This window comes from Trichocoleus desertorum AS-A10, assembly GCF_039962155.1.
Classification (GTDB): domain Bacteria; phylum Cyanobacteriota; class Cyanobacteriia; order FACHB-46; family FACHB-46; genus Trichocoleus.
Map to the genome: position 1 here is coordinate 35406 of NZ_JAMPKN010000014.1, position 14647 is coordinate 50052.

11 protein-coding genes are annotated in these 14647 nt (G+C 47.1%); 2 read left to right on the forward strand and 9 right to left on the reverse strand.

The features are described 5' to 3' along the window. Window positions 1-8: 8 nt before the first annotated feature. From NDA01_RS18100 to fraC, 3 genes are read right to left on the reverse strand one after another with little or no spacing between them, the layout of a single operon-like run. Entirely contained in the window at window positions 9-782 is a 774-nt protein-coding gene (locus NDA01_RS18100; protein ID WP_190434456.1) for an ABC transporter permease subunit, read from the reverse strand. A 36-nt stretch (window positions 783-818) separates the two neighbouring features. After that, window positions 819-1961 carry a DUF5357 family protein gene (locus NDA01_RS18105; protein ID WP_348229048.1) on the reverse strand — a complete coding sequence of 381 codons (1143 nt, stop codon included), beginning with the start codon at window positions 1959-1961 and terminating at the stop codon, window positions 819-821. Further along, window positions 1948-2499 carry a filament integrity protein FraC gene (fraC, locus tag NDA01_RS18110; protein ID WP_348229049.1) on the reverse strand — a complete coding sequence of 184 codons (552 nt, stop codon included), beginning with the start codon at window positions 2497-2499 and terminating at the stop codon, window positions 1948-1950. The genes NDA01_RS18105 and fraC overlap by 14 nt, the downstream gene beginning before the upstream one ends. Before the next feature lie 137 nt (window positions 2500-2636). Between fraC and NDA01_RS18115 the strand changes: the two genes are divergently transcribed. Beyond that, window positions 2637-3770, forward strand: coding sequence for a cob(I)yrinic acid a,c-diamide adenosyltransferase (locus tag NDA01_RS18115; protein ID WP_348229050.1), 1134 nt, complete (start codon window positions 2637-2639; stop codon window positions 3768-3770). Window positions 3771-3801: 31 nt separating this feature from the next. Here NDA01_RS18115 and NDA01_RS18120 read toward each other — a convergent pair whose 3' ends face one another. The 4 genes from NDA01_RS18120 to NDA01_RS18135 all read right to left on the reverse strand — a co-directional run bounded on the left by NDA01_RS18120 (window position 3802) and on the right by NDA01_RS18135 (window position 9106). Beyond that, window positions 3802-5136 (reverse strand): hypothetical protein, encoded by a 1335-nt coding sequence (locus tag NDA01_RS18120; protein WP_348229051.1) that lies wholly within the window; start codon window positions 5134-5136, stop codon window positions 3802-3804. Between the two features lie 454 nt (window positions 5137-5590). Next, entirely contained in the window at window positions 5591-7780 is a 2190-nt protein-coding gene (locus tag NDA01_RS18125) for a DEAD/DEAH box helicase (protein ID WP_348229052.1), read from the reverse strand. A gap of 143 nt (window positions 7781-7923) precedes the next feature. Beyond that, window positions 7924-8277 carry a hypothetical protein gene (locus tag NDA01_RS18130; protein ID WP_348229053.1) on the reverse strand — a complete coding sequence of 118 codons (354 nt, stop codon included), beginning with the start codon at window positions 8275-8277 and terminating at the stop codon, window positions 7924-7926. Between the two features lie 283 nt (window positions 8278-8560). Continuing rightward, entirely contained in the window at window positions 8561-9106 is a 546-nt protein-coding gene (locus NDA01_RS18135) for a GerMN domain-containing protein (protein ID WP_348229054.1), read from the reverse strand. Between the two features lie 233 nt (window positions 9107-9339). On the opposite strand from NDA01_RS18135, the gene NDA01_RS18140 reads away from it, so the two are divergent. Continuing rightward, a complete protein-coding gene (locus NDA01_RS18140) occupies window positions 9340-10065 on the forward strand; it encodes a lecithin retinol acyltransferase family protein (RefSeq protein ID WP_348229055.1) in 726 nt (241 codons plus the stop codon). Between the two features lie 139 nt (window positions 10066-10204). Here the strand turns inward: NDA01_RS18140 and NDA01_RS18145 are convergent, their stop codons facing one another. After that, a complete protein-coding gene (locus tag NDA01_RS18145) occupies window positions 10205-11533 on the reverse strand; it encodes an ATP-binding protein (RefSeq protein WP_348229056.1) in 1329 nt (442 codons plus the stop codon). Window positions 11534-11584: 51 nt separating this feature from the next. Continuing rightward, on the reverse strand, window positions 11585-14356 hold the full coding sequence (locus NDA01_RS18150) for a WD40 domain-containing protein (RefSeq protein ID WP_348229057.1): 2772 nt from the start codon (window positions 14354-14356) through the stop codon (window positions 11585-11587). Window positions 14357-14647: the final 291 nt, after the last annotated feature.

Genomic DNA, 14647 nt, shown 5'->3' on the forward strand with positions numbered 1-14647 from the left:
ATTGAGCGTTAGAATTGCCGTCGAGTAAAAATCAAAATCGCGATCGCTAACAGCAACACTGTGTAAACTAGCCCGTACCCTGCATTCAGCAACAATTCTCTGGGAGCAGCCAAGACTCCATAAACTGCTTCGTTCTTGAGGTCGAGCCGAGCTAGATCAGGTAGAAATAAGTAGATGCCTTTGGTGAGACGGCGCAAATCGGGACTAGAAGCTAAGTTGCCTAGCGTTACCAAATCGCGGCTGAAATGTCCTACTAAGTAAACGGCGAAGGTGAGTAAAGTGGCTAACAGCGAACTGGTAAACACCCCAAACAAAATTGCCGCTGCCGTGATTAGAGACAACTCTAGAAACAAATAAAGCACCGCCACCAAGATGCTGACCAGCGGATACTGAATCTGCGCCCAAGTTAGCACCCCCAGATAAATTGCAGTCATGAGCGACAGGAGCACAGCTAAAACTGCGGACAAGCCTAAGTGTTTGCCAATGATGAATTCAGCGCGACTCATCGGCTTGGCAATTAGCACCAAGACCGTGCGTTTTTCAATTTCTTTGTTAACCAAGCCAGTGCCCACAAACACGGCAATGATCAAACTCAGGGCTGTAATCCCCGCCAACCCGACATCTAGCAAGATTTTGTTTTCTGTGCCTGCCGCAACTTCTGGCAGCAATCGCAGCGCCATAATCAGCAGCAAGGCAAAGAAGCCGATCAAATATAGGATGCGATCGCGGATGACTTCCCAAAAGACATTGGTGGCGATCGTAAAGATTCTGCCGAGATTCACCTTCTCACTCCTTCAGCAATTCCTGCAAAGCAGACCCTAGGATTGCAAAGTTGGGCCTGGTTGAACTAAAGTAGGCCGACTAATAGATCCGCATTCAATCTTACTAGTGCTTGTCGTTTGCGGCGGCACTTCGGGAGCCACAGGTGTAGGAGAGATAGGTGCAACTGGACTGACAGAATTTTGCTCCTTGCTGGGCGCTAGGGAACCGTTGTCCGGCGTTGAAGCTGAAGGGGCAGGCTGGGCAGAGACACCAGCTTCAGGGCTAGGCGAGGCAGAGACAGCAGTTTCAGGAGCGGGCGAAGCAGTGGCAAGTGGGTTCTCTCCTTGAGTGATGCGGCAGGTTTTGGTGAGATAGTGACTGGCGAGATCAGAACTCGGTCCTTGCCAGAGAGCGAGCAACTGCAAGGTGTAATCTGGTTGATCGGGCAAGATTTGCGCTTGCAATTGCCATAAAGCATTTTCTTCCGAGGCAGGCAGTTGTTGCATTACAGCATGTTCAAACTCGGTTGGCTGTTGCTTGAGCGTTAAGAGCCACCGCTCTACCTCTGACCAAGAACGCGGTTCCAGTTCCGCTTTTAGCGTAGCCTCTGCCTGATTGAGGATGATTACACCCGTTGGCGCTTGGGTTGTTTGCACCCCCAGACGTACAACAAAGTTGCTCTGATTAAAATCATTCGCTAACAAGCTGGGGTAGATTTCTAACCAACCTTGAATCACAAAGTAAAGTTGAAACCAGCAGCTAATAATTAAATTGCTTAAAAAAAGAATAACTAATCTTTGACGGCCTGCTGGGGTGGGAGCCCTAAACCGAGGGCCTGATTGGATAAACTCCCCCAAAGAGGCGATCGCGGCTGAAATCAAGGGCCAACTAATAAACAATAGCGAAGGACGTTCATCTAGCCATTCACCAAACAAAAAAATACTCACTAAGATGCCTGTAATCCAAGGCCCTAAAGACAGACCTCCGATCTGGATCGGGTTCTCAGTGGTGAACCAACCTACCCCAAAAATTAAAAAAATCCAGCCGCATGTTGCTAGCAAATCTCGAACTAAATCACCTGCCAAGGCTGCCATCAGACAAGAAAAAATGCTTAGCAAAATCAAAGTTTGCCAAGAAAAAGCTTTTGGCGGCAGTAGTAACTTTTGTAGCGTCTCAAAAATTTCTTTAACTCTGTCCATTCGCTTTAAAGCTCAGGTCGAATGCACGCGCCAATAAGATCAACAAAATAACACTGTAGCTACAAGCATTCGCTAATAAAATTGTAGTCGCTCGGTTGGTAGCAGCCAGGCTTAGCTCTCGGCGTTGCAGCTTATCACGAGAACGAAGGATTTTTTGAGTGCTTACTTCTTCTTTCTTGTTTCTTTGCAGCAATATTTCTAATAGTTCTAACCCTTGCAACTCAACAATGAAAGTACCAAAAAACGTAAACAAACCAACCATAATCAACAGAGTATTGGTATTCGTGGAACGAGCATTAAAAAGGATATAGCTCATTAATGGGCCTTTCCAATCCAGCGGTAAAGCAGGTTCCAGCGTAAAGAAAAATAGCCAACCAATGGCAGTAGATAAGAGGTTGATCGAAGTAGAATATTCCAGGCTAATTCTACGGCTCAACTTTAATCGTTCTTGTAATACCACCGACTCGATCGCGATCGCGATGAATAAAAAGAGTAGCTGAAATAAGATAGCCCGCAATGGCAAAACAAACGAAAACACGGGTCTACCTCCTCAACAGCCGTTTCCATAAACTAGCTTTTTCAGTCACTTTTCCAGCCCATAATCTCTGAATTTTATTTCAAGTAAAGCTGACAGCACCTCCGCTAAGATGAAACTGCACGAGAAAACTGAGAGCTATGGTAAGAACTGGCGTTGGCATTCGAACCGCTCAAGCACGTTCTGAGCGGCTAGAGGGACAAATTCATGTCTACGATGGAGCAGGCAAAGGCAAGTCCCAAGCAGCGCTGGGCGTAGTGTTGCGCTCGATTGGCTTAGGCATCAACAGTTCTGTCCAAACTCGCGTCTTGCTCCTACGTTTTCTTAAAGGGCCAGGTCGCATGTATGAGGAAGATGCCGCGATCGAAGCTTTACAACGAGGCTTCCCCCACCTGATTGACCAAGTGCGGACTGGGCGAGCTGAACATTTTGGCCTAAATGACATCACTCGCTTCGATCGCTTAGAAGCACAGCGAGGCTGGGATGTAGCTAAAGGTGCGATCGCTTCTGGTCTCTACTCGGTCGTGGTGTTGGATGAACTCAACCCAGTGCTCGACTTAGGTTTGTTGCCAGTCGATGAAGTGGTCAAAACACTGAAGCACAAGCCAGAGCACATGGAGATTATTGCCACCGGGCGGGCAGCTCCTCCAGCTTTGATTGACATTGCCAACCTACACTCAGAAATGAAACCCCACCACCATCCCACTGCCGCAGAGCAAGGGATTGATGGCATTGAGATTTACACTGGGGCTGGCAAAGGCAAATCCACCAGCGCGCTAGGAAAAGCGTTGCAAGCGATCGGCAAAGGCATTAGCCAAGATAAATCTCACCGTGTTTTGATTATTCAATGGTTAAAGGGTGGCTCTGGCTATACCGAAGATGCGGCGATCGCCGCCTTGCAGCAAAGCTACCCTAACTTAGTTGATCACCAACGCTGTGGCCGAGATGCAATTGTGTGGCGGGGCCAGCAGCAAGAACTCGACTATGTGGAAGCTGAACGAGGCTGGGAACTTGCCAGAGCCGCGATCGCTTCTGGACTCTACAAAACCATCATTTTGGATGAACTGAATCCGACGGTGGATCTAGAGTTGCTCCCCGAAGAACCAATTGTGCAAGCGCTGCTGCGGAAACCGCGCGACACGGAAATTATCATCACCGGGCGTTGCAATAATCCTCCAGCCTATTTTGATCTCGCTAGTGTGCATTCTGAAATGATTTGCCACAAGCACTATGCCGAGAAGGGAGTGGATTTGAAGCGCGGTGTTGATTTTTAACTTAGGCTATTTAGTCAAGGCGATCGCAACCTCAACCTGAGAGCTGAGCAGGTATTTCTACATTGCCACGAAATTGTGAGAAGACCTGGTAAGCCGCTAAGTTCTGCTTCTGGTAACCGTTAACGTTCTCCGGGTCTACTTTAACCAAGTTGTACTCTACATCTTCTGCATAAACGGTGAAGATGACGCTGAAGATCTCCAAAAAGTGAATTACCCACTGACAATCCGCTTCTTGTAAATTCTCATAGTGTCGAATCAAATCAGCAATACAAGCCTCTAGATGAGTCCGAGAGTTTTTGGAAATTAAAATTAATTTGAGCAGCAGAATCACCAATGTAATTGGGCTCTTCTGCATGACAAATAACGCGAATAGGGAACTTGGCTCTTTACGATTCTCAGTGGTTAAACATTCAATAACTCGATTACAAGTTCTAAGTAACAAAGCATCATCTAAATCCCGCTCATCATGAATTTCGTACAGGGATTCCAAACTACCAAACAATGATTTTTTCACTGATTCTGCTAAATCTTGATTACTCATAGAGTAAATCAAGTACTTTTTGAGACTGTCCTTAAACTGGCAATAAGTTAACTCATGGGTTTGTTTCAAGAAAATATTAGCCAAGTTGGTATAGCTAAATACGCATTTCTTAGCGACTAATCTCTTAATTAAGAGCAGTACTTCATCTCCTAGCAGAGTTGGGTTCTTCAGAGGTACAGTCTGCACGACATTAGACTGGGATCTAGCTACATATAAAGCTAGATCTCGTTTGTACTGCTCCTTTAACTGTTTTGATAGAACTCTAGCTGTTTCTCGTTGCTCTACCGAATTTGTGGTATTCACAAACTGAGAAACTAACAAATAAGACGTATAGCGATGGCTCCAAGGTCTTTCTGGTTGAAATGTGCAAGCAGAAACAAATAACTCTAGCTCTTGATAATCGCTGCTGCCGACAAACTTCTCTAGCCAACTATTGAGACGGGTTAGGATGAGAGAAGCTGTTTTGCGATTGAACTTAATCTTAGGAAATAAGCCAACTAGCTGTTGGATTATCTGATATTTTTTACTGGTATTCCAGTTGTTAATTAAAATGTAGCAAGAGCGTTTGAGCGTATTACGAAACTCTTGCTCATCATTGGCAACAATGATTTGATACAGTGCTTGGTTTACCTCCGAGCTGGTCATGTTCACTGAGTGAACAAACAAGCTTTCAAACTCAGCTAAAGCAACCTCTGGGGAGCATTGCTTGACTGTATGAATCAAGAACTCATAGATTGTTTCCTGAGCGTGTTCAATTCCCTTCGTGAAGTGCTGAAAATGAGGCTCAGGGTGATAACGCTCGACCGCAGGTTCTTGAATTAACATAAGGAGTCAACAGGGAAGGAGAGTTTGGAGTAGCTCGCACAGACCAACTGGGGAACTTTTGCTAGCCAACCTGCATCCAAGCTAGTAACTGACTCCCGGATGCGGCTGTTGCTCCAAATCTTATGGTTTGCCCGAAGGCAACCTCGTGATTCAACCCTGGTAGATGCGGTGAAGCTGCTCATATTTTTGGTTGATGACGCGCACAGGATACTAGTGACTTTACTGAGGTAATCAGTGTGACGAATCATACGGGCAGGCGTGATCAAAGTCACTCAGGATAAAGTCAGTGTAGCGAGACGATCGCGATCGCCCCATCACTGATATAGGTTATTTGTTTTAGTACTGAGAACATAAACCACAACGCCAGCTTCCGGTTTTCCGGGTAACCCCGTGGGTGAGACGCTTGAGCGATACTCTCTGTAACTTTCAGCCTCCGTGGATCAAGACAAATGTCTTAAGACCATTGCCGCACCACACTCCCTAGTTCTACGGTATTTAGATGATCCAGGATAAAGGCTTTCCGCAAAAGTTCTGGGGGGACATATTCGTCATATTTTTGTAGTCTCGGCACCTCATCCGGACCCAGTAGTTCTTCAGCCGCCAGCTTGCCATCCGCGATCGCCACAATTTCGCACAGCAAGTTTTCGAGCTTGGCTTTGCCTAACTGTACTGTAAAGAAGTAAGGTGATCGCCCCCCAATTCCCTTGATTTTTAGGGAGTCTCGGCAGCAGAGCTTCAGGTATCGTTCTAGGGTGCGGTAAGCGGTGGTGCCCAGCCAGGGAAAAATGCAACAGCTTCGGGCATCTAGTTGCAGTAAATGGTGGCGATCGAGTTCTACCCGTCTGGCCCACTGCCGCACTGTTTGCAGTCTTTCCTTTGCGCCCGGTTGCAAGTAGCGATACTCGATATCCTCGAATAGCACCTGGCGCATGCGTTGCAGCACTTTGGTATGCAGCGTGCCGCCCCCTCCTTGCCAAGCGCTACTGGCGGCCCCAGCGCTGGGTTGCACAAATACCGTTTTGGTTTTGTCGTCAACTTCTAGCACCTGCCACGCTCGCCCTGCTAGAGCGACGCGATCGCCCACATCCGGAGGCAGCGCAATACTGCCAATCACTGTTGTGCCTTCTTGCACTGTGTATTCTTCACTGTCTGGGAAGGTGGCGTAGAACTTAAAGCTCCGCACAATCCGCTCACCTGCCAGCCCAACGATTAGCGTGCCTTCGACAGTTTTTTGAATATGGTTAATCTCGATCAGGTGGCGCAGAAGTTGGCGAAATTCTTCTGGAGCGATCGCTCGAAAACTCGGCAGTGTCAACACTTGCTGAGCCAAGGCAGCAGGGGAAAGCTCTCCTAGAGCGACCAATGTGCTCATGGTTTGGTGATAGAGCAGGCTCAACGGATACTGCAACGGTTGAATCGGCTCGATCCAGCGTTCTTCCAGGTAAAGCTGAAGGATAGCGATCGTTTGTAGGAGTTGCCAGGGAACGTGATCGGGCAAAAATTCTGGGTCTGCGATCGGATCTTCCACACAGACAAAGCGCATATCCGCAGGCGTTCCCCGTCGCCCCGATCGCCCTAACCGTTGTAAGAAACTGGCGACCGAAGGAGGCGATTCTAGCTGAATCACTCGCTCTAGTTGCCCAATATCAATCCCCATCTCAAAAGTTACGGTTGCTGCTGTCACCGCAGGCGTGGGAGCCCGCATCGCATCTTCTGCGGCTGCTCGTAAGGTGGCGGAGATGCTGCCATGATGCACATGGTAAATATCGGGCAAGCCTTTAGCGGTGGCGAATTGGCGCAGAGTAGCGATCGCTTCTTCAGCAGCGGTGCGATTGTTGGCAAAAATCAAGCACTTGCGCGACTGAGTTTGATTAAACAAGTAATTTTGGTACGGGCTAAACGCTGCATCCCGGTTGTCTCCTTTGGCTCGGATTGGTTCTGAGCGATAGAAATGCTCCAGAGACAAATGCAGGGTACGTTGCGCGACCTTCACTTCTGGCGTGATTACCAATTGCTGAGTGCCCGATCGCAACCAATCTTCAGCTAATCCATAATCTCCTAACGTGGCAGACAAACCAATCCGACGCGGCAGATTTCGAGTCTGTTTTGCTAACCGAGCCAACTGACAGAGAATTTGGCAACCGCGCTCCGAACCAATAAAGGCATGGATTTCATCAATTACCACAAAGCGCAATTCACCAAACAGGCGATCGAGGTTTTTGCTCTGGTTAATCAACAAGCTTTCCAATGATTCGGGTGTAATTTGCAGTACACCTGTGGGATGTTTTAGCAGTTTTTGTTTCTGGCTCTGCGCCACATCCCCATGCCAAGCCCACACGGGAATATCTGCTTCTTTCAGTAAATCGTTGAGGCGATCGAACTGATCATTGATGAGCGCTTTGATCGGGCCGATGTACATCGCGCCAATCGTTTTGGGAGGTGCCTCATGCAGCAAGGTCAGGACTGGCAGAAACGCCGCTTCAGTTTTGCCCGCTGCCGTCCCCGCTGCAATCAACAGATGAGCATCCGTCTCAAAAATCACCTGGCACGCTTCCGCCTGCACTTGCCGCAAATCGGTCCAGCCGTGGCTATAAATATATTCCTGAATAAAGGGGGCTAAGCAGTGATAGGCGCGATCGCTCATACAGATCTGTATTTCTGGGCTAGTAACCCACCCTACACGATCTGGCTATTGCCGTTGAAATTGTTTTCTTGACATTGCCCGTTTTAGTTCAGCGTTTAATAGCGAGTTAAGAGTGAGTAGGGCGATCGCTCTTATTAGCCTTGTTAGATAGAATTTGGATCGGCACCCATAAAGCCTACCTTTACACCAGCAGATTTCATCACTTTCATTGCCTTATCGTGCATGAAAAGTAGTATTAATAAGCCCAAAACTGGTACGAGTAGACCAATCATAAGTAATACCATCGATGTGACGGAAAGTTTGAGAGACTTGCCAAGCTTGTACAACGCAAATATCTGAAGTACTGATGCAGCCACATATACAAACAAACCTATGGATGGCTCTTCTAGAGAAACACGAGATAAGTTAACAGCTATAGCGGCCATAATAGACCATAAAAGTAACCTATGGTACTTAGCAACTTCCTGAATTTCTAGACGTGAAAAAGTTATATTCATAGGTAATCCTTGCAGAGAACAGAGAGGTAGACTTAGTAAACTCAGTTCATATTATTTTGAGGCGAAGTAAATAGATAAGTGACTTCTATACTCACCCCAAATTAATGTATAAGCAGAAGTTCGCCGTATAGTATTTCAAGTCGGGCAAACAAATAGAAAACTTTAGAATAACAAGAATCTGGTTTTCTATTTCTGTTTTGTTAAAGCGATCGCCCTTTACCAATTAAGTTAAAAGCGATCGCTTTACTCATCACTCAACTTGAAGTGATGACAGTTTGTAGCTCTATCGTAAGCAGCGATTTTCGCCGCTTTGGTCATTCAAGCAGTTGCCATTTCGATCGAGAAGTACCACTGAACTAATGCTAGAGAATTGCTTTAATGTGGCACTGATAGAGCTTTTAATCCGTGCATCATCACCAATGCCGCCGGATACTACTTGCTTGCAGAACTGTAACTTGGCAACGCCTGTAGACACAGCAAGCTTAAAGTCTCGACCACAGTTAGAGCTACCTTGAAAATTGATCGGGGCTCTAAAACCTTGTTGTCTTTCTTGACTGGTTGGGCCTGCGATTAATTGCTCAATGGCAAACTGAGCCACCCCTTGAGTTTGGGTGCGTCGTACTACGGGAGCCACGTAAGAGAAATCTTGTTGGCTGCGGCTGGTGGGGAAAAACACTTTGACTGGCTTGGTGCTGGTTGTAGCAGCAACGGTTGTTGTTGCGGCATTTCCAGCAGATTGGGCATTTGTAGGGCCGTTGGCAGAGAGGCTAATTCCGGCGAGGGTGGCGATCGCTAAACAAGAGAAGAGAGAGTTACGTAAATTGAACATGTCTTTGGGCAAGTATTGTGTGACTGCTAAAAGTGAGCTTCACTGTGCGATCGTCCAATTCCTAAACCTCTGCAATAGAATTTTCTGTAACTCTTATTGTCTCAATTCAACCATTAGCAGGAAGCCAAAAAAGATAGGTGATTGCTCTCTCCAAGTTCAACAGTAGTGGTAATGATGATCAGCTTATCAATGAGATGGGAACTCTATAAAAAATAAATAGAGAGACTAATACCGTGAAAAAGGGCGATCATATCTATGTTGATCGTTGTTCCTGCAAGCAGCATGGAATATACGTTGGTGAAGATTTAGTTGTTTACTGGACAGATCAGGATTCAAAAAGTGATCAACTTTGTCGAGTGAGTCTCGCAGAGTTCACTCAAGGTGCAAATTCCAAAGTCAGGAAACATGCTTGCAGATGTATTGATCGAGAAAAAACAATTAAAAAAGCGGAAGCAAGACTCAAAGAAGAAAAGCTTAAATATAAATTTATTAATAGCAAGGACTTCGCTATTTATTGTAGGACTGGTCTAAAAATGGGTGATCATATCTATGCTGATTATGGTCACTGCTTTCATCATGGAATCTATTGTGGTGATAATGAAGTTATTCACTACGTAAATGCCAAAAGAATTGGTAAAACTTTATTGTCTAAATTTGCCAAGACAGAAAAAATTCATATAAAACGCCATCGCAAATCATTTTCACAAACCAGAGTTGTAAAGAGAGCTAAACGACGCTTAGGCGAACGAAACTACAATCTTATTTTTAATAATTGTGAGCACTTTGCAAATTGGTGTAAGAAAGGTAGATCCAGAAGCTCACAAGTTGAAGAGCTTCCAAAGTCTACTATTAAGGTTGCCAGCGACGGTATCAAAAAGGTCAAGCAAGTTACTACAGGCATTCAAAAGGGCGTATTGAGAAAAGTACGCAAAACTTCTAGGATACGTACTCCTTGGTAATCTTAATAGCGGCTTTAGATTAGTTGAGTTAACTTGATTATCAAATTTAGGGCTGGGAAATGTTTTTCTGGATTAAGTGAGTTTTCTCTGAACTTTAATCAATAGTGAAAGCGATCGCTACTAATCTTTATTCCTGCAATTACAGTGTAAATTCTGCAAATTCTCCGGTTTCGTCTACTTTGGCGTCTTTGCCTGAACGGGTAGGTTGAAAATTGGTGCCGCCGAGTAGTTGGGTGAGGGAGAGTTTGGGGTTTTGGTGGAGTAGGTTGAGGGCGCTGATGAAGTCGCGGACAATTTCGCCAGGGGTAAGTAGGGCTTCCGCACCAAGACGATTGGTGATTTCTTTGAGGAAGGCTTGCAGGTCGCGATTATTGAGGGAAGCTTGGTAAGCGTAGTGAGCGGCATGGACTTCTGCCAAGCGTTGCAGCAATTGGAGAATTTCGGCTTGGGTGAGGGGTTCTAGGCGAATTACGGGGCCAGAGGTATCTTGCAGACCTGGTTGAGCAAAGCGGCTTTGAGCGGTGCGGCGTTGCCAAGCGGGGTCGCTGTAGAGTCCTCGGCGGGAATCTTCGAGAAATTGTGGGGTGCCACCGATGATGATGTCGAGATGTCCGACTCGACCTTGCACGGTGTCATTAAACATTGCCAACAACTTGTCGTAATTGTTCTGGCGGGAACCTGCGTGGGTGATTTTGTAGAGATGGACCGCCTCATCTAGCAGCACCAGCAAGCCTTTGTAACCAATTCCAGAGACAAATTTGGCAAACAGTTTGATGTAGTCGTACCAAGTTTCATCATCAATGATCACCTTCACGCCCAAGGCTGCTTTCGCGTCGGATTTGGTCGAGAATTCTCCTCGCAGCCAACGCAGAGCCGAATCTTTAAGCTGGTCGTCATCGGTGCGGTAGCCCCGCCAGTAAGCGATGATCACGCTGGCAAAGTCGAAGCCGTGAACTAATCCTTCTAGGGTCTGGGCCACTTCCCGGATTTTTACTTCTACCAAGTCATCAAAGCCTTCATCTTTGGGACGTTTGCCGCTTTCTTGAGCGACTTGAGTTAAGACACCGCTAATCCAGCGTTCTAAAATTAGGGCGATCGCGCCGCCGTCTGGATTCGTTTTTGTGGCAATGTTTTGCATCAACTCGCGATAAGTGGCGATACTTTGCCCACTGGCTCCTGCTAAGCGGCGTTCTGGAGACAAATCAGCATCGGCGACGACAAAGCCTTGCTCCATCGCCTGATTGCGGATTAGTTGCAGGATGAAGCTTTTACCAGAGCCGTAACGACCGACGACAAACCGAAAGGCTGCGCCACCTTCAGCGGTATTTTCTAGGTCTTGCACTAGGGCTTTGGCTTCCACTTCGCGACCCACGGCAATTTGCTCTAGACCAATTCTGGGCACAACTCCCGCACCCAAAGCATTGATCAAGGCTGTGGATACGCGCTTAGACAGTTTCTGCTTTGCCATGTGTCTTTGCTCGGTCTTGTAGTGGCTGATGTGGATTGGTACGAGTGTCTGTTAACTGTACCGCCAAACTCGGATGGTCTGGTCGGCGCTACTGCTAACCAATGTATTGCTATCTGGCGCAAAGGCGATCGCACAAATCTTAGCCGTATGGTCGCTCAAAGTGGTTAGTAATTCTCTCGACTCTAAATTCCAAACTTTCAGTGTGCCATCTTCACCGCCACTGGCTAAGAATTGACCATTGGGGCTAATGGCAACTGCCGATACTTGACCTTTATGCAACGCGAGGCTAGAACTAACGTCTGGCCTTAAATCCCAAAGCTTGATGGTGCTGTCTGCACCACCACTAACCAAGGTTTTGCCATCGGGGCTAAATGCCATTGAGCAAACTTTACTGCCATGAGCAGGCAGCGAGTTGAAACTTGTTTTGGTGTCTAAATTCCAGAGGTGAATGGTGCCATTTTGATCACCACTGGCCAGAATGTCTTTGTCAGGCCGAGGGTTGAAAACCACTGAGGTGATGAAGCCATAACCGTTGATGGTTTGGATTAACTTCCCAGTTCTGATGTCCCATACCTTAATGCTGCGATCGGCACTGCCACTGGCGAGCAACTGTCCATCTGGGTTGACGGCGATCGCATTTACGGCGGTTGTATGTCCGGTGAGGGTTCGTAATAATTTCCCTGCCTTGAGATTCCAGACTTTAATCGTGCTGCTGCTGCCACTGCTAAACAACAGCTTGCCGCCGGGATGTAGAGCTAGGGCATAAATCGAGCCAGAGTTTTCTGGGTGAGGGAGGGTTTGCACCCATTTACCTTCCAAGGCCCAAACTTGCAGCTTGTTGTCACTACCACCACTAATTAAGGTTTGGTTATTCGAGGTGACTACTAAAGCGTTGGCTCCACTCTCAAAGATCACCCGACATTTCCAAGTGCCCAGTTTGGAGGGTAGGGCCGCGATCGCTGCTGGCACATCCGCCACCTCAACATCAATGGTCGTGACCGGGAAACTTTCCCGACCCACAACCGCAATCGCTCGCTGCAAATACTCCTCATAGTCCTCATAAATTTGTGGAATCAGCGAGGAGGTTCCAGGCTCAAAAATCAGGTCATCAATAATGGCATCCGCTTTCTCGTTAATGGCATCCACCAGCATTTGCGGCATGGTGGGCACCGCATCAGCAATCTGTCGCAGTTCTTCCGCGTCTTGTCGCAGAATCGCTTCTAATGCCCAATATTCAGAGTCGGAAAGTTGATTAATCAGCTCGTGCCACTCAGGAGGTAAAAAAGGTCTTTGATCTGCATCTGGATTAGATGTAGGAACAGGCAGTTCAGACGGCGGCGCGATCGCTGGAAGTACGGATTCGACTGTTATAAGTCTGCCAGGAAGAGATTCTCGACTCGAAACCTGTGCTAGCAGAGTTTCCAGAGATGTCTCTAGCTCGCGCCTTTGAGTGGCGATCGCCGCAAATAACGATTGAATTTCTGACTTCAAGGGTTGGAGATCAATCCCTGCAACTAACTCCGCAATTTCCGATTTCAGCGGTTGTAGATCGATCGTTGTAACTAATTCTGCAATTTCCGATTTCAGCAGTTGCAAATCAATGCTTGGAACTTCCGCTCTTAACGGCTGTGTATCGATCGCCGTCACTAGTGATTGAATTTCTGACTTTAGTGGTTGCAGATCGATCGCAGTGACTAATTCTGCAATTTCTGACTTCAGCGGTTGTAAATCAATCTTCTGGATTTCCGATTTCAGCGGCTCTACATCGATCGCGGAAATGATGGTTTGGATTTCCGACTTCAATGACTGTGCATCAATGGTTGAAATTAATGCTTCAATCTTTGATCTCAACTTTTGAACATCGATCGCAGTGACTAATTCTTGAATCTCCGACTTCAGCGGTTGCAGATCGATCGCAGTGACTAATTCTTGAATCTCCGCTTTCAACAACGGCACATTGATGGCTGCCGCTAGCTCTTGAATCTTGGCTCTTAGCGGCTCAGTGTCAATCGCCGAAACTAATCCTTGGATTTCCGTTTTTAATGGCTGCACATCCACAGCAGAAATGATGGTTTGAATCTCCGCCTTCAACGGCTCTATATCGATGGCTGCTAGGTCCGTCAGAGACTGGTTTAGAGTTTGTCGCGATCGCTCTAGCGCTTGAATTTGCGCTTGCAAATCTTGGGTTTCTGCGGCTAATAGCTGCTTGCTCGTTTGCAGTGCAGCAACATCACTGTGGAGTTGGAGTTTCTGAGTCGTAAACTCAGCAGCTTGAGCCTTGAGTTGCGTCAGTTCTTGCTGGAGCTGGCCCACATCAACCGCTAAAGTTTGCCGCGCCTCGTTCGTAGTGGCGATCGCTTGCTGGATTTCGCCTTCCTGCGCTGCCAACCCTCGGACCCGCTCTTGCCACTGTTGAAAGTTAACTTCCAGTTGTTGCTTGCGACCTTCCAAAGTAGCGATCGCTTGACCTAGTTCCCGATCTTGCTGTTGTTGTTCAGCAATTCGAGTTTGAAGCTTTTCAAGGTCAGCTTGCAAAAAGCTCAAACTGGTTTCGGCTTGTTGCTTTTCTGCGGTTGCGCTCAGGAGAGCTTGCTGAATTTCGGCTTGCCGTTGCTCGTAAGCCTGCAACTGTCCCGCGATCGCCTGTCCCTTTAATCGGGCTTGCTGCTTCTGGCGATCGTCAATAGCAACGGCACCCGCATAGGCACCGGGAGCAATCAACCCGGTGAGGAGCGATCGCTGCAAGTTTCGCTCAGCGAGAAAACTCAAGCCAAAGCTAAGGCCGAAAGCGGCTGAACCGATGACAATCCGATTGACTAGCATGCAAGCTTTGTTACTAATTCTGTCGGGGGCAATTTTGTTCTACTGCTTTACAGCCAAGGCATTCCCGTCACGGGTGAGTAGCAGCGACTAGAGAATATATAGCATTCAGTACACTTCTTCGAACTGAAGCGGCAATTTCCGGTACTCCGCAGTTTTTTTCAGTCTACTTCTAGAAAAGAAGGTCATTGCTACTTAAGTGGTGCTGCCTCCTAGATAGCAACTTCATGAAGCTAATGCCGTGTGAGTATCAATTTTTAATGAAGAGTGTCCGAATACGGGGATGGATTTATG